We start from the raw sequence: 18207 nt of genomic DNA on the forward strand, positions 1-18207 counted from the left end.
TCGACGTCAGTGACCAAAGTGCCGAAACCATTGCCCCCACAGCCGCTCTCACGGCATAGTGGCTACCACAGAGCCACACGCGGACACGCGACCGCTCTTACACCACTCCACGGGACGTGACCCGGCGGCGCCCCCAACCGGTGTCGGTTCGCGCCTGATGCCGGTAGCCGCGGCCGGCTGATCACCAGCGGACTTTCTGTACTGGCGCGATGAGCCGATGCAGTCCAGATGCGTTTGCTCACCGAGGGACATGAGCATCGCAATGCGTGTTGTCTTGCGCGAGGAATGCAGCCAGTTGCAGGGCTACCGCGGTGCCGCAACACGCGTTCGGTGCGACTGAGCACACGCATTCCCCCGCACTGCCAAACCGTTTCGCGATACCTGGCCGGGCAAGGCGGCGAGTCTCAGGCGAGGGGTTTCGCGCGCCGGCGGATCAGGTTCGGCTATCTGATTTCTGCGCTGCTCGGAGTGTGGTCAGCGGCTAGCGCTACACCGCTATTTGCGCGCAATACAGCCTGGGTGACGGCCGCCATCAGGAATCGTGCTCTTTTGCTGACCTTATGTGCTGCATCATGCCAAGTGGTGCGACGTGTCCGCTGCGGGCATGGCTTCGCCGTTGGTCACGCGAGCCTCCGGCAACTTTTCTCGACCGCGTCTCCGGAATGGTTGTCGGCGGATGCGCGACGCAAGGTGTGTGCGGCTCATGTGTTGAGTGCGCGTGGCGATCGGCCGCGGGTTCGATGGTCGGGATTCGATGTGCTCCGACAGTCGATTCACGTTGGGTCACCCCGGGAAAGGTGCGGTGCGACAGACACCCCGAGATGGCCAGCCGGATCACTGGTCGGAGACGGGGCAGCGTCAGGGCCGCATGCTGGTCCGATGCCGGGGGCCTGTGGGGGGATACGCGGGCCAGCCCCGGGGGGCTTGCGGGGCGGGTTGTGGGAGGATGCGGGGCTATTTATGGGCCATGACCGGCGCGGCCAGATCACAGATTGAGACGCTTGACCAGCAGATTGCTGTGTGTTTGTTTCAGACGCGTCGGTCGGCGCTCTGAGCGGGTCTCGTCGGTGCCGGGGGACCATTCTGGTGTTAACCATCGCGTCTGTTGTACAGGCGCTACGCCGACTCCAGAACGGCCCGCATGCGCCCACAAACCCACCCGCACCGCCCGTTCGGAGGTGAGCCAGTCCGGCCACCCGCTCGCGAAACCGGCGCAGCCGGAGTCCGCGACGCACTCGGCAGATCCTTCAATAGCCCACGCCCAGGGCGCCGATTGCGAGGCGTCGACGCGACCGGGACTGGCTGCGCTGGCGCTCCGAGCGGTACTCGGCACCGCAAAAGATCTCACGAAGGACCTGGTGACCTGAGCACTAGGTCGCGAGCTGGCGTGCGCGCTGCCCGTTCAGAGCGTCCAACCTTTGCCGAGCATTGCTCACCGTCCCTTTCCGCTGCCAGCAGCTCGAGCCCTCCCTGAGGAGCAACATTCCTGCGATACAGTCGTCCCGATTTATGCACCGGCAAACAGGTACTTGCCATCCCGCCAAACGTCGCCCGGTCGCCGTCTCATCCGGACATGCGGTGCTCAGGGTGTCGCGGGCAGTGTCTGTCTGGACGGTGCCGTCACTTCAGGTAGTCAGGAGACCAATTCCGGTCCCGCGGTAGCGTGATTATCCCCGCACAACGCGGCCTCTGATTTGCCAAGAATGCCCGCCGAACAGGGCATCGAGCCATGAGGCCGACGGAAAGCGGCCGAAGGTTGTTGACGTCTCCCCGTGCTGGAGCCGAGGAATTCGGAGGGCCTCGGCCCGGTCGGAAAATCTCGTCGGCTCGGCGGCGGCGACACTGCCGTCCGTACCGCTGCGCGCAGGTAGCAGGCGCCGACCAGCCACGCTGCCCGGGCTTCGCGGGGGGACGCTGTGGTGTCGCCGGAGCCGAGGTGTCCCGGGACGGCCGGCGCGTTCGGGACGATCAGCGACGGCGGCAACTTGTCCCCCTTTTCGTAACAGGGACACCCAAACCGCCCGATGATCGCGCCGTCGCATATCCCACAGGGACAGCTAGGACGCTTCCGCCTCGGCGCCCGGCGGCCCGGCCCAACCGTGCCCGGGACGCCCGGACGTCCATGGGCCAGCCGACACCCGGTTCGTCGGTCAGACCGCGCACGTCCCGATACACCTTCGCCGGGGGTTGGGGTCCGCAGCCAGGCGTCACCGTTGCCGCCGAGTGTGTTTGAGTGACACTCAAGCGGCGTCCCCTTCTGGGGTTTGGGTTTTTGGCCTCGCTGCTTCGGGCCTCGCGCGGGCGGGGTTTTGCGGATGCTCCGCCGGCGCCGGCCGTTCCCGACTGCCAACCACAACCGGACGGTTTGTTCACCGGTAGCAGTGTCGAGGACAACGACGGTGGCCAGGCCCACGCATACCGAGATCAACCGCGGCTCGCACCGTGGGGTGGGCTACGGTGCGCAGGGTGGCCGGTGTGCGCAGCGCTACCCATCGACACGAACAACCGCCACACCGCTGGGAGATGGTCATGTTGATGAACTGTGTGTGATAGTGCGCCGATTCGCCTTACAGGCGCATCGTTCCGATCGTGAACCACCCGGGCCGCATCGGGGCGCGGGCGCCGGAACGTAGGAACAAGTGTCCCACTAAAAATAGGATGCATGGATGGCGAAAGATAAGATTTCGGTGACGATAGATCAGGCCGTACTTGCGGCGGCCGATGCCGACGCCCACGCGGCCGGCTTGAATCGTTCCGAGATGATCGAGCGAGCCTTACGTAACGAGCATTTGCGAATCTCGCTCGAGAACTACACTGCGTGCACCGTCCCAGCACTCGATATTGACGCCTACGCGGACAAGGTTTATCAGGCGAATCGGGCCGCCGGCCTGTGATCGCCCCCGGCGACATCACGCCACGCAGCGATAGTGACCATGACCTGTACGTGGTCGTACTTTCGAACACGATCCACCTCGCCGCGGCTACCGGACGGGTGATCGGTTGTCCCTTCGTTCCCGGTGAAAATCCCCGGCGGCACGATGGCTATGGTCGTCACCGTGCAGCAGCCAGAAGACATTGCGTTGCCGGAACTCGTTCAGTGGCTTCCGATCGCGGCTCTTGCCGAGCCCATCGGGAATATCGGCAGGGCAGCGCTTAGCGAAACGGCCGCGATCGTCACAGCGCTCATTTCCTGAAGCGTGTCGAACAGGCTTAAGTCATCAATCACGCGGCCACGTGCCCCAGTTTCGATGAGAACGGTGCCCCAGATTCAGCGAAAACCGCACATTAGCCGCCCTGACATCAGGCGTCGCTGGCTGACACCGACCGAACTGCCGCTCGCTGTACCAGTCGCTCATCGCCAACGAATACGTAGAGATAGTTGGACTCGTTCACCGTGTTCTCGGCGTCGAACGGAGCTGCGCAAAGCCGCCTCACGGTTGCACCTACAGCGCTGACGAAATATTCAGGCCATTTGACTATCCGCATGGCCAGAACCGGTGACTCTGAGTCGGCCAGTCCGACAGTCACAGGAAGATGCTGTCCCGGGGCGAGCGCGGGCATTCCGGGACCCTTCCCAGGCGGCGTGTCCCTGTGGGGGTTGAACGGGATGCACTTCCAGGGCGAGGCGCCGAATCGGTAGCACAGGATGCCGTTGTAGCGGGCGTCGACCCACGCGAAATGCGTGTCAGCGGTTTCGAACTCGTCGATCTGTTCCGGTGTGGGCGAGATGTAGTCGACGAGGAGAACGCACCCGTCGGTGGTCAAGATCAGCTCGGGGCCGCCTGGCCAGCGCTGGACGCCCGAGTCGTAGGATTCGCCGACACGGACTCGTAGCGGGTCCGCCTCGCGGGTCATGCGCGCGGGGTCCAGGCGAGGCGCGCACACACTCGGGCCGGCGGACACGGCCCCTTGGTCATGCACATTCCCGGTCTGGTCTACCACGGTGAGGGCGTCGTGAGCGTGGTCAATGCGCTGGCGTGCCGGACTACTGCCAGTCGTGCGAGCATCCGGTCGCGCATCGCGTGGTCGTCGGCGACTCCGGCGGCGAGTAGCGCGCGCTCGAGCCTGGCTTGGCGTGACCATGGCCACTGCCTGGGCCGTGATAGTGCTGCCGCCTGGTAGGCCTTGCGGTCGCGGGTGCGCTGCGCGGCGTCGCGCCCATCGTCGGCCAGACCGAGTCGCGACAAGCATCGTTCGCGCAGCTCGCGGGTGATGCGGGCAAGCATGCCTGTCTGCTGGTGGCGGGCCCGTAGGGCGAGGCCGAGTCCGAGGTGCAGCATTACGGTGCCGAGTACCGGGCCGAGCAAGATGCGGCCGATGGCTTCCCCGGGGGTGGACATGGCCCATGCCATGTAGGCCATTGCGGCGCACATGGCCCACACGATGGTTCGGAAGGAGCCGGGTTGGCCGTCGCGGTGGACATTGACTGCCATGCCGGCCCCGCACACCACGAGCGCTAGCTCGGCCACGGCGAACATGGTGAACCGCTCGCCGTCGGCGGTGGGAATGTGGAGGACTAGGTCGAAAAACCGCCACGAGGTGTTCAGCGACACGGGCAGTGATACCACCGCGACTGCGTAGCAGGCGAACGCCATCCATGGCGACCGTTCCTCGCGGCGCCGCCCGGACTCGGGTAGAGCGGCTGCAATTCGGTTATCCGCGGCGTTGCCGGTGACGTCGGGGACGGTCACAGGGGCCGTGACGGTGTCGTCACCCCGAACGGTGTCAGTTTCGTCGGCGGCCGGCGCGGCCGGTGGCATTGGTGCCGCGGGCATTTCCGCGACGGTGTTAAGGCCGTGACCGGCCGCGGGTGTTTGATCGGCCGGGTGTCCGGTGTAAGGGATTGGCGCGCCGCTCGCCGTGGAAGCATCTTCTGTCAGCCCGTGCGCATCCCGATACGCCTTGACCTCGGGGGATACCTTGCTTCGGGACACCGAGATGCCGTAGCCGGCCAGCCACGCCATGACTCGTGCTGGTGGCGCGCCGGCCAATACCCCGACCGCGTAGCGGATTGCATCGGTCTTGGTCTTCGTTCGGGCCAATGCCGCCGCATGTGGGTCCTCGTCCCGAACGTCCCACGAAGATTCCAGTTCCTGCCCCGCATCGCGCGAGACTCCTTGTCCGGCGTTGCGGACAGGCGCGTCGATGGCAGCCGTGGTGGTCACGACTTGTCCCTCCTGTAGCAACGCGCCCAGTGGCGGCTAGTCCGCATTGTGGCTCCCCCCGTTTGTCTGAATGGTCCGGCTTCGGCGCCCTTGCCTTAGTTCTTTCCGTGCAGGAGAAAGTGCTCAAGGACGGTAGCGAGGAACGGCGACATGTGCGTCGCGTTGACATCGTTCATGCGCTGTTTAATCCATTGGCGCTCATGGGCTTTGAAGGCGATTTTTGCTTCGACGGTTGGCTCGGCAGCGTTTTTGGCCGACTGAGGCTCGGGCATCAGCCAGGGATCATCGGCGGCGGTTGTCGCGAACAAGGCCGCCAGCGCCGCGGTGGGATTTTTCTGCTCGTCCTTGGCCTGATCGCGGACAAACGCGAACGCGTCGTAGACGGTCTGCGCGTAGCTGCGGAACTTCCTCTGACGCCTGTCGACGAGTTCGCGATACGCCCGTGGTCGCAGGTACACCGAGACCGTACCGGTCTCAGGCTGCTCAACAAGTCTGCCCATGTCAGCGGGGGCTGAGGGCGCCGGCAGCGTAGTCACCGTCTGTTGCGGCTGCGCAAGTTGCGGGGCGCTGCTGGTCGGAGCCGGTGTCGACGGTACCTCGGCGGCTGGTGGCGCAGGTACCGCCTGCGGTTCGTCTGCCGGGGCTTCCGGCTCCTGCGTTCGTGAGCGGAGCATCCCCTGAAGCTTGGTTCCGCGCTGCGGTGGCGCTGCAAAGGTGCTCTGGAGGCTCTTATGGGTTTTCTCTGCCATGATCACACCTCCGTGTACTGGGTGGACAGCTCATTGATGCGTTGCAGGATTTCCTCAGCAAGGCCTTCGTAGTCCTCGGCCAGGCCGGCGCTGCTCGCCGCACCAGTCGATACCCCACCCTTGTCTTGCGAGTTCGTTCCTGCCCGCAGCCCTCCTGACCGCAACAGCTTGAGACGGTCACGTTGTGCAACCCGGCTGGCGGATTCGAGCTCGAAGGCCATCAGACCGTGGCGGCGGCCGTCGAACGTCGCGGCATCCGAGTGCCGGATGATGTTTTTGAAAACAGGTGCTGCTCCCCCGAGAATCTCGTCGACGGTGGTCTGCACACGCTCAGCGATGCGGGTTGAGGAGCTACCGAGCCCAAAGCGCACCACTCCCCCAAGCATCAATGCTGGGTTGTCTTGGCGTGCTGCCTCGAAATGGCGCGCAACTACCGAGAGCCCATCGATGCTGGCATCGTCGGCGCGGATCGGGACAATAACGGTTCCCGCTACGCGGAGCACCGCATCCATCGCGGTCATGTCCACGGGAGGGGCGTCGATCAAGATCAGATCGTAGGTCCGTTTCAGGCTGGCAATTTCTGCGATCAGTGCCGCGTGCAGGCTCTGGGTCGCCGCGTTGGACGCGAAATACTTGTATATGCGCTCCAACGCATACCCGCCGGCGATCAGGTCAACGCCTGGGCGCACAGCCTCGTAGAACGGTGGTGGCGCGCTAGGCGCGCCCGGGAGCATCAGGGCGGCGGCATGCGCCTCGCCGTTGCTGGCGATGAGGTCTTCAACGGTTTCCCACTCCCCGACCGGCAAGCCGAAATCGCGAGCGCAGTTTCCCTGCATGTCGAGTTCGACCAGCAGCACCCGGTAGCCGCCCATACCGAACAGGGCCGCCTCATTGGCCGCAAGGCTGGTCTTACCTACTCCCCCTTTTCCATTGGCGAATGCCACCGCATGGTATGGCGTTGGCACGACGCTGGTGACAGTCGGAGCTGGGCCGGTCGTTACTGCCATGGGCTTGGTCCCTTGCCTTCTCGTTTGGATCGTGTCCACGACGACACCACTGCTCGCGCGGGGTTCTCGCGCGCGACGCGCGATACCGTCGCAGCATAAACGCGTGCCCTGCGCGTGTCCAGCGCGCGCGTTCCGCGTGTCTAAACGCGCGGTGATCGCGGTATCTGCGCGTGTACCGCGCGAAATACAACGTGTGGCACACGCGCTGTCCACGCCTATGACACGCGCTGAACTCCGCGTTATGCACGTGTGGCCCGCGCGCGGTCGCGGCGTGGATACAAGCGCTTTCATCACGCGGCCTCCGCACATCATCGCGCACTATTACTCGCATTTTAGCAGCGTTGGCCGCGCGTTTATGACTGCGCTGTACCCGCGCTGCGTCCGCGCGGTTGTGCGCCCGCTTAATCGCGATCGACATCGCGCTGGACACGCGCGGTACGCAGCGTGTTCTATAGCGCGCTATCAAGCGTGCTTACAGGCGCGCAATAGGGCGGCGCAGCAAACGCGTCTCTGCGCGCTGCCGTCCGCGTGGGGGAACGCGTCCTATCGAGCGCGCCCTTCAGCGCGGTCTGTCACCCTCACCTGCATTAATAGCCCGTTCTGTGGCACTTCACGAATGGCCGCAAGATAGGTGCTGAAGCCTGCTCTGCAGCTATCACGCCAACGGCCTCGCCGCTGTGCAGCAATTCCGCCCGGCCACACGGGCAGGCAATGGAGAACTCGGCGTCAGAGCCCGCTTCGTTAGCGCGATTGTTCTCCGCCAGCTCTCAAGGCCGGTCTTCCCAACACATGCCGGGTTCTTCCAACGCTGCGGGCCGCGCCGCGCATCCTGCGCGTCGTGCGCTTCCCACGTCGGGCCCTGACGGACCCGTTCTTCGTGAGACCGAGCCAGAGCTAGCTTGAGGGCGTCATGCTGTGAGTTTGATATTCAGGTCTCTGGTCCCGCCCGCGTTGGACGGCCAAAAGGGGCTGCCATGCTGTAGCGCGGTGTTGATCGCGTTCTCTTACGGACACGTTCTTCGTGACGTACGTCGAGATAAGTATTGGTATCAGGCGGGCCTGGATACTTCGCAGCGCGCCAACGGCATCACGGCCTAATCATGATCGGTCTTGCGCAGTCAAACTTGCGAAGGTTGTCACGTGCGGCGGGCTATAACTGCGCGCCGTCTTGCGTCGACGGTGTTCAACCGCCGCGAACTGGGGAAACCCGATCGCGCGCCGGTGGCGTTGTTACGCAGAACCAAGAATTGCCGCCTGAGAGCCCCGTAGAGCGATCACAGGCCTTCGCCGGGACTTCCCCCCGCTGGTGGCGCTGTTTGTTGCGCTGTGGCGAATTTGCGGCGTTTCAGCAGGCCAGAGGGGGTGCGGCAGGCCATTCGGCTTGTGAAATACGGCCCCGGAGGGCTCGTTGGCGCCGGGGCGGATGGGTTTGGCGGAACCGATCGATATTCAGCCCGACGGGGGCGGCCAGCCCGCGCGCGGCGTTTGAGATCTCGACTACGCAGTTGCGCGTCGTGCCGTAGCGGAGCCGAGCGCGGCGAATTGGCTGCGGAGCTCGTCTGCGCGGGCCAGCACCGTGTGTACGGAACGGGGACGGTTCCCGTCTAGCTTCAGGACGGCTGGCGCGGTGCGAAGCTCGGCGGTGGCGAGCCCCATGATCACCATTGTGGCGTTGGTCAAGTCGTCGCTGCGTCCATCAATCTCGAGCTCGTCGATCCACTCGCGCTCCTCGATCTCAAAGCGATCGGCATGGTCAACCAAGTCGGTGATGACCGCACGCAGTTCGTCGCTCCGGGCACTCAGCCAGGCATGCTCGGCGGGCGACCGCTCCCGTCGCTCTCGCTCCGCGCGCCGCGATGCCCTCGTGATCTTTTCGTCGGGCCGGTCGTAGTGCAGCAGTGCTTCCAACCGATCGATGCGGTCGAGGACCCCCTGTTTGCTGACGCCCAGCTGGGCGCCGAGCTGGGAAAGAAAAAGGTTCAGACCCCGTCCTGCTTTGAGGAAGTGCAGTTCGCGGCGCCGGTCTTCCCACCACAGCCAGTTGTTCAGGATAAGCGCGTCGCACACGTCGGCCTGTAGAACCCAACGCGGAATGTCTGGCCCGCTGTATTTGCGCAGGTAGTCGAGCACTTCACGAGGATCGGAGTCGGGTGAATCCGGCAATTTCTCGCGGTATGGGTCATCCACTTTTGCGCGCCGCCGTGCGATCCTAGAGATGGTCAACTCGACCTCGGAGCGATGCACCTTGGGTCGAGTTGCCACCCCGTCAGTATTTCACTGACGGATGCGCGCTGCTGGTTTCGACACTTGAGTATGTTGCTGCTGCCGTTGTGTTCCGGTTGTCGCGGCGCGGTGCCAGCTGTGTATCGCGCCGGCTGGCTGCACTAGTGCTTCTGCCATCCCGGCCGTATGTCCCGCGGCTGCGGAGCCCGGTTGCCTCGCTTCGGCAGGCGCTGGGTTCCGGAGCCGGTGGGTCATCGTGACGCCCGCGTAATGGGGTGTATGGAGTCCGGTCCGTCGGATCGAACCGCGGTACGTGATTCCTTGCAACGGGTTGCGAGAATAATGCCGGCCAGGTCGCGCGATCGCAGGGCGACGCGGCCGATCCTTTCGGGACAGCACGGACGCTGTATGCGTCAACAGTCGAAGCCAGGCAGCGGGGACGCTGGGGGCGGTGTCCCGGACGGGGCGGCGTAGGCACTAGAAGATCCGCGGGACATAAGGGCAAGCCTGGCGCCCTTGGGACGGGTGGCGACCAAGAGGGACCGAGCTCGACCCGGGCGGCGGGGCGGCGGATGGTGAGCGGCCCCCGCAGGGGATGGTGCGGTCTATCGGCTGCGGCATTCCAGGGCCCTATTCGGGGTGTCTTTCGAGGTCAGCGTGTACGGGGACGCACGCGGCCAATCAGCGGTCCATCCCGCCGGGAGTGGCGTCGGCATGCTAATCCGGGACATTGAAGCGGGGCCATGGGCCGCGGCGGCCCTGCCTTTCATGAAAATGGGGGACGCGGAGGCGCGGCTGTGCTCGTGTCCCTGCTGGCTGCAGCCAGGGCGGGTCGCAGACGAAGTGCCGACGTCAGCACCGTCCCTGTGATCGTCCCCAGCACAGACGGGGACGTCCCGGACAGACCGTGGGAGCGCCGTGGCTTCGATTGGGCTGCCGCGCAGCTCGGTGTCCCAATGAGGGGACGGCCCTGCGATCGGTTGATTCGCAGGTCTTGAGGCCGTACGGGTGCCACGGCGCGCGCGTGCAGCGGTTGATGGCGAATAGGATTTCTTAGCGTGGTGGCGGCTGTGGTGTTCGATGTTGGGGAGACTCTTGTCGATGAGACGCGCGAGTACGGCACGTGGGCTGACTGGCTTGGGGTTCCTCGCCACACGTTTGCGGCGACGTTCGGTGCGGTGATCGCGTGCGGGCGTGACTATCGCGAGACCTTCCAAATTTTCCGGCCCGGTTTCGATTTGGCCGAGCAGCGGGCCGCGCGGGCCGCAGCCGGTCAGCCCGAGTGGTTCGGCGAAGACGATCTGTATCCGGACGTGCGCAGCTGTCTGGGCAAGCTGCGGGATCTCGGCGTGTGGGTCGGGGTGGCGGGCAATCAGACGGCTCGCGCTGGGGAGTTGTTGCGCGGTCTGGAGTTGCCGTGTGACTTCATTGCCACGTCTGACGATTGGGGTGTGTCGAAGCCTGATCCTGAGTTCTTTCGCCGGGTGTTGGAGGCGGCGCCCGTCGCGCGTGCGCTGGATGTTTTGTACGTGGGGGATCGGTTGGACAACGATATTCGGCCGGCGAAGTTGGCGGGGATGCGGACGGCGTTTTTAGTGCGTGGTCCGTGGGGGCGGATTTTCCGCGATAGCCCGCTTGTCGGCGAGTACAGCGATTGGCGGGTGGAGTCGTTGGACGAGGTCGTTGAGCTGGTGAGCGGCGCTTAGCCCCAGTTGCTTAGGCCTGGTAGTCGCAGGGCTGGGCGTGGCTGGGTTTTGTCGCGGACCAGGGTGTCGATGAGTTCTGTGGCGCGGCCTTCTTCGCGGGCTAGGGCGCACCAGCCCGACACGACTGTGTTGTTGGCGCTGACTCCGGTCCATCGGCCGTAGAGGTAATTTTCGTAGGCTGGCAGCCAGAGGAATACTCCGGCGCGTGTTCTGGTCATGGTTTGGGCTGGCCGGTACCAGCCGATGAGGACTTCGTTGCCTGAGATTTGCAGCTCTCCGCGCCAGCCGGAGTCGAGGAGTAACCGGTTGCCGGCGTGTATGACGGTTACCTGGTGGGTGTCGATGGTGTCGGTTTGGTCGAGCGCGCCTTGCCAGCTGGTCCACCATTGACCGTTGAGGTCGACGGGCCGGGGGATGATGCCGGCGAGTACTGGCAGGGGCATGTCGAGTGCGGTGGCGATCGCGGTTGCTGCCGCCAAGGAGAGTTCTTCGCTGCCGGCCTCGAGGCGTTGGTAGTGCTCCAGGGGGAGTCCGGCGGCGGTGGCTGCGGCGAGTTGTGTGAGGCCGATCTGGCGGCGGCGGGTCTGAATGGTCTCAGCGACGGCGGTGCTAGGGGTGCCGGCTGCGGTGGGAGCGCCTGGTTCGATTTGGCCTGCAAGCTCCGACAGGGGGAGGTCTAGCGCTTCGGCGATGGCCCGGGCGGTGCTAAGTGAGGGTTCGCGTTCGCCTTTTTCGTAGCGTTGATATTGGCGTAGCAGTACTCCTGCGGCCTTGGCGACTTGGGCCTGGGTCATGCCGCGTTCGATGCGGCGTGTGCGGACTGTGTCGGCGCCGGACCATTCCGTTGTGCTCACGTGAGTGCGTTCATGGTCGAGGTCCAGTCGTAGAGGCGCTCGTCGAGGTTGCGCACTGCGGGGGTGCCGTCCCATTCGCGCAGCACGTTGCGGACCGCTTTGATGCGGGCCATGGCGGTTGCGTACCAGTTCACGCTGATCTCGTCGAGGGCGTCGATGAGTAGCGAGCATGCTCTTTCGGGTTCTTTGAGGACTGCTGCTGCGGCGGCCAGGTCGGCGTAGGTGATGGCGCGTTGTTTGCTAGCGGTGGGCGGTAAGTCTCGTAGTACGCGTTCGAGGGTGAGGCGGGCCTCTTGGCTGTGGCCGGCGGCCAGCAGGGCGTTTCCTTTGAATCCTGCCAGTTGGGCGGGGGAGAACCAGTCCAGCCAGTCGGGGGTGGGGGCGTTTTCGTCGTAGATTTCCTCGGCGTGGCGGATCAGTTGCAGGGCGCGGCGGGTGTCGCCGAGCCGGGTTTCTACTTCGGCGTCGACGGCGTCGAGCCAGGCGGTCAGGGTCGCGGGGTCGCCGGCGCGTTTGGCGAAGGCTCGCGCGGCGCGGACCCGGTCGCGGGCTTCGTCAGCGCGGTCGGGGTCTTCAGAGAATGCGGGGGCGAACGCCATGTGGGCCAGGATTGCGGCGCCGAGGGCGTCGTCGGCAGCTTCTTGGGCGCATTCGAGGGCCCAGAGGAAGTGGGGGTGGGCGTCTTCGGGGTTGCGCCGGTCGAAGAAGGCGATCCGGCCCGATAGCAGGCATGATTCGGCGACTGAGCTGGCAAGTTCGGGCCGGACGTCTTTGGACACGGCGTCGAGGATGTCGAGGCCGAGTTCGCTGTGGTCGTTGGCACTGTGCTGAAGGTGGCTGACTGGCAGGGTCCAGTACAGGCGCCGATAGCAGGCGGTGAGTTCGCTGTAATCGGCGACGACGGTGTCAGGCAGGTTGTAGCGGACGGCGCGGACGGCGGTGCGGACGAATCGTTGGTGGTTGCGCCCTGTGGCCGCTGATTGTTGACCGGGTTTGCGGGGGGTGAATCCGAGTTCGGTGATGGGCCGCTGGAATAGTGCTTCAAGTGCTTTGATGTGGGGGGTATGCGGCCAGGGTGGGGTTGCTGATTCCCAGCGGCGCACGGTTCGGGCGGTGACCGACAGTTCGTAGCCGTGTTTGTTGGCGGTGCTGATTAGGGCGTTGACGAAGGCTGCCTGGGAGTCCAGGCCGATACTTTCCCGCGCGGCACGCAGACGGACATTTCCTTCGGCCGGCGCGGTCATGGTTGTGATCATAACGGGCTGTCTATGTCCGTTTGTTGATGACCGTCGGGTCATATAGGTGTGGGTTTGTCCTGTTCAGCGCGAAGCGGAGTGGGAGGTATACGTCCGTTTTGTGGCGCGTTGGTCGTCCTTTTGGGCATGTTCTTCTTGAGAGTGCTTGACCGAAGTCTTTTCAGTCGTTATGGTCAACGCTCATATGGACGTATTCGAGGATCTGGTTTCCCCCACGGACCGCCGGATCCCTGATTCCCAGGAGGTTGGATTTACCGGCTAGCCAGCCGACGGCAGGCAGGGGTTCGCAGACGCGACGGACTAGCCCGTGAAAGACGACATGCCCCCGGCGGTAGGGGGGAAATCGCCGGGGGCATGTGCGAATCGTTCTCCGATCGAGAGCCACCTCGAACGGACTTCCCTTGAAGGAGGGAATTGTGTCTTTGCCAGACAACAACGATCGTAGCAAGGCGCCGCGGGCCGGTTCTGTAGGCGGCGGCCGTGTCGATGCCCCAGCCGCGGGTGATCGCTTATCCCAGCTGTCGGCAACACCGCTGCGCCATCACGTCAGCTTGTCGGGAACTTGGCTGCTCATCCAAAACCTGCCCGAGCAATTCGACGGCGTTGCGGGGCACGGCTCGCAGGATGTCTACGACGCGGTGCGCGCGTTGTCCTTCGAGACCCGCAGCACTGTCAGCGGCGGTGTGGCCATCGATGTGCGGGTGTCACCCCAGACCATCCTCGAGCTCATTGAGACCTATGGCCTGATCGCCTCTCCACGAGCGTTAGCCGCCCTGCGAGAGGCATCTGAACTGCTCTGGCAGGAGCAGGCGCTGTGCAAGGAGGCCGACCCTGAGCAGTTCTTCCCGGAAAAGGGCGGCGCAACAACCAACGCGAAGAAGCTCTGCAAAGCCTGCCCTGTTAGGGGCGAATGCCTCGAGTACGCGCTCAGCCACGATGAACGATTTGGGATCTGGGGTGGGCTGTCTGAACGTGAGCGCCGGCGTCTCAAGCCCCGCCGCCGCAGCCCGAGGCGAACCGCGGTGGTGGCGCACTCCGAGGAGGTAGCCGCCTCGGATTACGGTGCCCTCGCGACGAGGCGTGTGGGATGACTGCGTCACGGGTCGGCGCTCCCGATCCCGGCCTGGTCGAGGTTCTGGCTGGGGCGCGCACGATCGCTCTGAATTTTTGGAACGCCGACGAATTCGACATCTACGACTGCCTCAGGCGTTCGTGGTATGTGCGCGAAATGCCCATCGCGCTGGCAGCGGTTCTGCGGGCCACCCGCCGCGCTGTACCCGGTGGTGACCTCTACGCGGTCAACGACGCCGAAGGCTGCACCGCGCAGCGGATCGCCGAAGTCTTCAACGTGGCCATCGCGAAAGTCTTGCAGGCGCAGCGCAAATCGGGCACGCAGGTTGCTGGCGCTGCCAAGAGCGTGCCGTTCACCGGAGGAGGGGGCCGGTGAACGGCACTCAGACGGCACGCCGCCGGTTGGGGGGGACTCCCACGCGGGAGCTAGCCGGCGGCGTGCCACCCTTACCGGCCGCGCCCCGGTTTGGGCCAGCCACCGATCACCCCGGCTCGTGCGCTAGCCGCCTGCGTGTCGCGGGTTCGGTTGCGACGACGGCTCATGGCCAGCATTCGGCGGCGGTGGTCGCATGAACAGGACCGAGGCCGCGGATTTCCGCGAGCAGCTGTTCGTCGCCCTGTTGGGGGCACCGTCACCGATGTCCACCGACGAGGTGGCGGCGGGGGCCCCGTGGCAGGTTCACTCTGTGCGGTCGCGGTGCGCGTCGACCCATCCCGACGGCCAGATCACACCGTGGAATGTCGTCGAATGCCACGTCGACTGGCATGTGATTGAGCGGCCCCGCAGCGGGCACGACATCTATCCCCATCTGCGGCGTCTGGAACAGGACGGCCGCATCGCTCGCCGCACCGTGGCCGGTGACCGCAAGGTCTACTGGGTTGCCTTGGACGCGCCTGCCGAGTCGCCGCCCGCTGTTAATGATCTTGATGCGCTTGGGGTCTCATCATGACCGCCGCGCTGGGCTCCGAGCGACTCCGCCGGCGCAATGGTGGCGCGCGGCGGGCGTCGATGTCAGACCGTCGGCTTAACATCAGGCGGCATCACCGAGGGTGGGGGAGTACCGCGGTGGGCACCGACCGACAGGGGGCCGGTCGGTGGGGAAATGGGGGGCATCGATGCCTGGTTTGAGGTGTCAATCAGTCTGCGCTGTCGGCGATTTGAACGCCGGTGACGTTGTTTTGGGGCCTGACCGCTTGGCGTGCACCGTTACGGCCGTCCGAAACAGCGGTGACACGGTCGTGGTCACCGCGGAGTCGGGTGGGCGGTCTGTGCGTTTCGCCGCGGCGTCCGAAGACGGCATCCAGGTGGTGTCCCGTGAGCGCCTCTAAGCCACTGGTGTGGGGAGATGAGCCAGCCGATGCGGTGTTGTCCGACGGCGAAACTTGCGCGATCTGCTCTCGGTCATCTGTTGGCGGCGCGCCGGTCTGCCCGGCGTGCCAGGCGGGATATCCCACGCTGATCCGGGAGGTCGCATGATGGCGATCCCCACGGATCCGGGAGCAGCAGCCCCGCGGCGCGTTGGCGATCGGCCGTCACCGTGTGACGCCGGACCGGTCGCCCGAGGGCCCGCAGCCGGGGCGGCCCACACGGTCACGGCGGCACTTCTAGCCACACGACCGGCTGCTCTTGGCGGCCGCGGTGAACGAGGCGGCACGGCCGCCGAGGGTGGGGTTGTCCCGCGCTGTTCGGCAGCTACGACGGTGTTGCTGCTGCACAGCCTCGTCGCGAGGGGTGCGGCCGGGCAGCGCGGGACCAATCCTGGCCGGCGGCAATGCCATCGGCGCCAACAGAACGGCAGCGCACTGATTAACGAGGCCGCCACAGACGTCGGCTTGCGCGATCTGTCAGCCGCACACAGCCAGCACAGACAACCGCAAGTAGATCGCGCTCTCGGAGCGCGTTGACGCAACTAGATGACAAGGGGGGGCGGTCTCACTCATGGCCGGGATCACTAGCAAGGAAGCGATCGTCGCGATGGCACCGATCAATGGATGGGTCATCGAGGGGGTGGACCGGGGCGCCGATCAGGCCGAGACATGGCGATTTAGTCGGCCTCAGGTCAAGATCTACGCCACTTTCATTGGCGGCGATCTGCTAGTCGCCGACCGGTTTGTCGTAGACCACCTCGCCGACACGTTCTGGCGGCAAGCCGGTAGCACCCTTGTCGGCGGTGGGGAGCCGGAGAAGGTATGCATCCTCTTGGACTGGTTGGCGGCTGCGACCGCCGGCCCACACGGGTTATCCGTCAATGACACACAGGATCAACCCACCGCAGCGAGTTCCGTTGGTAGACCGCGTGTCTGAATCCGAACGCTACCGCGCGATGTCAGGCATCAGACCCGGCCCGACGCTTGGCGAATCGACTTATGACGCGCTCCACCGCGCATCCGCATCACATGGAAGGAATTGACTGATGTCCCACAACCGATCCGGCTCAGCCTCAGACGTCGGCTGGCTGATCATTGCACCGGATGGCCAACCATACGCCTGGTACACCTACGACACGGTGCTTTCTCACGATGCCGACTCGACCATGGCCCGTTTCGAACCCGACCCACAGCTTAGGCACAATCTGCTCGCCCGGGGGTGGATGGTGGTGCCTGGCAGTGGGGCTGAATTGACGCGCGCCGCTGCTGATTACGCGAAGGCCTCCGCGTGACCGCGCTCGACGCAGCACCCGTACGTCCGCGTCGGCAGACTGGGGCCACTCACGATGCGCGCCGACACATCGTGTTCCGATCAGACTGACTAGCAACATGTTTCGCGCTGGGAGAGGGTCATCATGACTCTGACGTTGGACTTGCACCTACCGCACCCGCACCTGCCGCGGCCCCGGTACCATCACTATCTTCGATCGTCGGCGATATTCTCCGACGACAACCGCTACCGGTATCGGCTTCAACGAATCTGGGATGACGCTATGCCGTTGGTCGGCGTAGTGATGCTCAATCCATCAACCGCCGATGAGCACACCGACGACGCCACGATCCGGCGAGTTGTCGGGTTCGCTGAACGATTCGGCTACGGCGGAATCGATGTATGCAATCTGTATGGCCTTCGGTCTCGCGACCCGCAAATGTTGTGCGGCCACGTCGACCCAGTCGGCGCGGATAACGACGCGCACCTGATGCGGTTGAGCCGCCAGCGTGATCTGATCGTCTTGGCCTGGGGCGGAAATGCTGACCACCAGCGCGCTGCGCACGTGACACGGCTGCTGATGCGCGGCTGTGCATCACACGGGGCATCGCTGGCCGTGCTGAGCTGGACTCAGGGCGGCCAGCCGGGTCATCCGTTGTACCTGCCGAAATCGACTGCGTTGCAATGCCTGACCTTCGATCGCAGCGGCCGCCTTCCTGAGCTGACCGACCGCAGGTGGGCCGAACTCATGATGGCGAGCGCAGCATGAACTGCTCGAACTGGGACAGCCCGGTGCCGCGGCTCACTCGCGGCGGACCTGCCCGCCGCCGGCGGCTCATCCCGCTCACGCGGCGGGCCCAGCTGGACGGCGCGGCCGTTGATAGCGATCGACGTCGCCTGGCCTGGGGGCGCGCGGGAGCGGTGCCTCCTAGCACGAGCTCTATGGTCCGTTCTCACAACGTCGATCGCCGACCGATGACAGCCGCCGCGGCCGTGGACTACGTCGGCGCGGGCGCCGGCGGCGAGGTCCGACGTTCGTCTCTTGCTTGCGACGGCGAACACCAACCGGACGTATGTATCGCCGAAAGCGACAGAGCTGCCGGCTCTTTGGGGGGTTTGGCCTTCAAGCAGATCCATACTGCGGGCATCGAGTCGAGTAGGGGCCCGCCGCGGCCGGCTCGGCGAAACAGGCCGTGGGGTATCGGGTGCCGACATGTTGGTGACCGACTCCCGCGATGTTCATCAGTCTTAATCGACTGGGGATGTTCGTTGATTGGTCTGCGCCGCACGCTGATGTGTCGCTGAGTCTGATTGTGGCCCTTGGGCTCGACCGGGGCCGGATTCACGCGAGTGTGTGCAGGAAGCCGGGGCTGTCATGGCAGGTTTCTTCGCTGGTTTTGCATTCCGTCCAGTCGCGGTCGGTGATTCTCGCGCTACCTATTGTCGCGGTGGTATCAGCCACCCTCTGGTGTGGTCAGCGTGGGCGCTGGGTTGCTTCGCTTTAGGCTGCGCTGCTTCATATTGCGGCCACCGATTGG

At 65.0% G+C, this 18207-nt stretch carries 14 protein-coding genes and 2 pseudogenes; 9 read left to right on the plus strand and 7 right to left on the minus strand.

Annotated elements, in window-relative coordinates; genetic code table 11:
* Positions 1-2666 precede the first annotated feature (2666 nt).
* Together H7I87_RS19885 and H7I87_RS29030 are read left to right on the plus strand one after the other, a co-directional pair.
* Positions 2667-2894: a ribbon-helix-helix protein, CopG family gene (locus H7I87_RS19885; RefSeq protein ID WP_083071676.1), complete on the plus strand. Its 228-nt coding sequence runs from the start codon at positions 2667-2669 to the stop codon at positions 2892-2894.
* Positions 2891-3194, plus strand: a pseudogene (locus tag H7I87_RS29030) (toxin). The gene H7I87_RS19885 and the pseudogene H7I87_RS29030 overlap by 4 nt, the downstream one beginning before the upstream one ends.
* 106 nt (positions 3195-3300) lie before the next feature.
* Here the strand turns inward: H7I87_RS29030 and H7I87_RS19895 are convergent.
* The 5 genes from H7I87_RS19895 to H7I87_RS19915 all read right to left on the minus strand — a co-directional run bounded on the left by H7I87_RS19895 (position 3301) and on the right by H7I87_RS19915 (position 9183).
* On the minus strand, positions 3301-3855 hold the full coding sequence (locus H7I87_RS19895; RefSeq protein WP_139800174.1) for a hypothetical protein: 555 nt from the start codon (positions 3853-3855) through the stop codon (positions 3301-3303).
* Between the two features lie 80 nt (positions 3856-3935).
* Positions 3936-5165 (minus strand): hypothetical protein, encoded by a 1230-nt coding sequence (locus tag H7I87_RS19900; RefSeq protein ID WP_244179156.1) that lies wholly within the window; start codon positions 5163-5165, stop codon positions 3936-3938.
* A gap of 95 nt (positions 5166-5260) precedes the next feature.
* Positions 5261-5914 (minus strand): hypothetical protein, encoded by a 654-nt coding sequence (locus tag H7I87_RS19905; protein WP_139800175.1) that lies wholly within the window; start codon positions 5912-5914, stop codon positions 5261-5263.
* A gap of 2 nt (positions 5915-5916) precedes the next feature.
* On the minus strand, positions 5917-6858 hold the full coding sequence (locus H7I87_RS19910; protein ID WP_167380302.1) for a ParA family protein: 942 nt from the start codon (positions 6856-6858) through the stop codon (positions 5917-5919).
* Positions 6859-8418: 1560 nt separating this feature from the next.
* Positions 8419-9183, minus strand: coding sequence for a hypothetical protein (locus H7I87_RS19915; protein WP_083071679.1), 765 nt, complete (start codon positions 9181-9183; stop codon positions 8419-8421).
* A gap of 1019 nt (positions 9184-10202) precedes the next feature.
* On the opposite strand from H7I87_RS19915, the gene H7I87_RS19920 reads away from it, so the two are divergent.
* Positions 10203-10850: an HAD family hydrolase gene (locus H7I87_RS19920; RefSeq protein WP_083071680.1), complete on the plus strand. Its 648-nt coding sequence runs from the start codon at positions 10203-10205 to the stop codon at positions 10848-10850.
* On the opposite strand, the gene H7I87_RS19925 is transcribed toward H7I87_RS19920, so the two are convergent.
* Both H7I87_RS19925 and H7I87_RS19930 read right to left on the minus strand, forming a co-directional pair.
* Positions 10847-11704: a helix-turn-helix domain-containing protein gene (locus tag H7I87_RS19925; protein ID WP_224164030.1), complete on the minus strand. Its 858-nt coding sequence runs from the start codon at positions 11702-11704 to the stop codon at positions 10847-10849. The genes H7I87_RS19920 and H7I87_RS19925 overlap by 4 nt on opposite strands.
* Positions 11701-12948: a helix-turn-helix domain-containing protein gene (locus tag H7I87_RS19930; RefSeq protein WP_139800176.1), complete on the minus strand. Its 1248-nt coding sequence runs from the start codon at positions 12946-12948 to the stop codon at positions 11701-11703. The genes H7I87_RS19925 and H7I87_RS19930 overlap by 4 nt, the downstream gene beginning before the upstream one ends.
* Before the next feature lie 755 nt (positions 12949-13703).
* On the opposite strand from H7I87_RS19930, the pseudogene H7I87_RS19935 reads away from it, so the two are divergent.
* The 6 genes and pseudogenes from H7I87_RS19935 to H7I87_RS19960 form a co-directional block, all read left to right on the plus strand.
* Positions 13704-13952: pseudogene (locus H7I87_RS19935) on the plus strand (WhiB family transcriptional regulator); the annotation flags it as partial.
* Positions 13953-14047: 95 nt separating this feature from the next.
* Entirely contained in the window at positions 14048-14407 is a 360-nt protein-coding gene (locus tag H7I87_RS19940; RefSeq protein WP_083071683.1) for a hypothetical protein, read from the plus strand.
* A gap of 193 nt (positions 14408-14600) precedes the next feature.
* Positions 14601-14981, plus strand: coding sequence for a hypothetical protein (locus H7I87_RS19945; RefSeq protein WP_083071684.1), 381 nt, complete (start codon positions 14601-14603; stop codon positions 14979-14981).
* 989 nt (positions 14982-15970) lie between these two features.
* Entirely contained in the window at positions 15971-16336 is a 366-nt protein-coding gene (locus tag H7I87_RS19950) for a hypothetical protein (RefSeq protein ID WP_083071685.1), read from the plus strand.
* Between the two features lie 109 nt (positions 16337-16445).
* Positions 16446-16691, plus strand: coding sequence for a hypothetical protein (locus H7I87_RS19955; protein WP_083071686.1), 246 nt, complete (start codon positions 16446-16448; stop codon positions 16689-16691).
* Between the two features lie 123 nt (positions 16692-16814).
* Entirely contained in the window at positions 16815-17438 is a 624-nt protein-coding gene (locus H7I87_RS19960) for a DUF1643 domain-containing protein (RefSeq protein WP_083071687.1), read from the plus strand.
* Positions 17439-18207: the final 769 nt, after the last annotated feature.

This window comes from Mycobacterium timonense, assembly GCF_025821985.1.
In the GTDB taxonomy this organism is placed as follows: domain Bacteria; phylum Actinomycetota; class Actinomycetes; order Mycobacteriales; family Mycobacteriaceae; genus Mycobacterium; species Mycobacterium avium.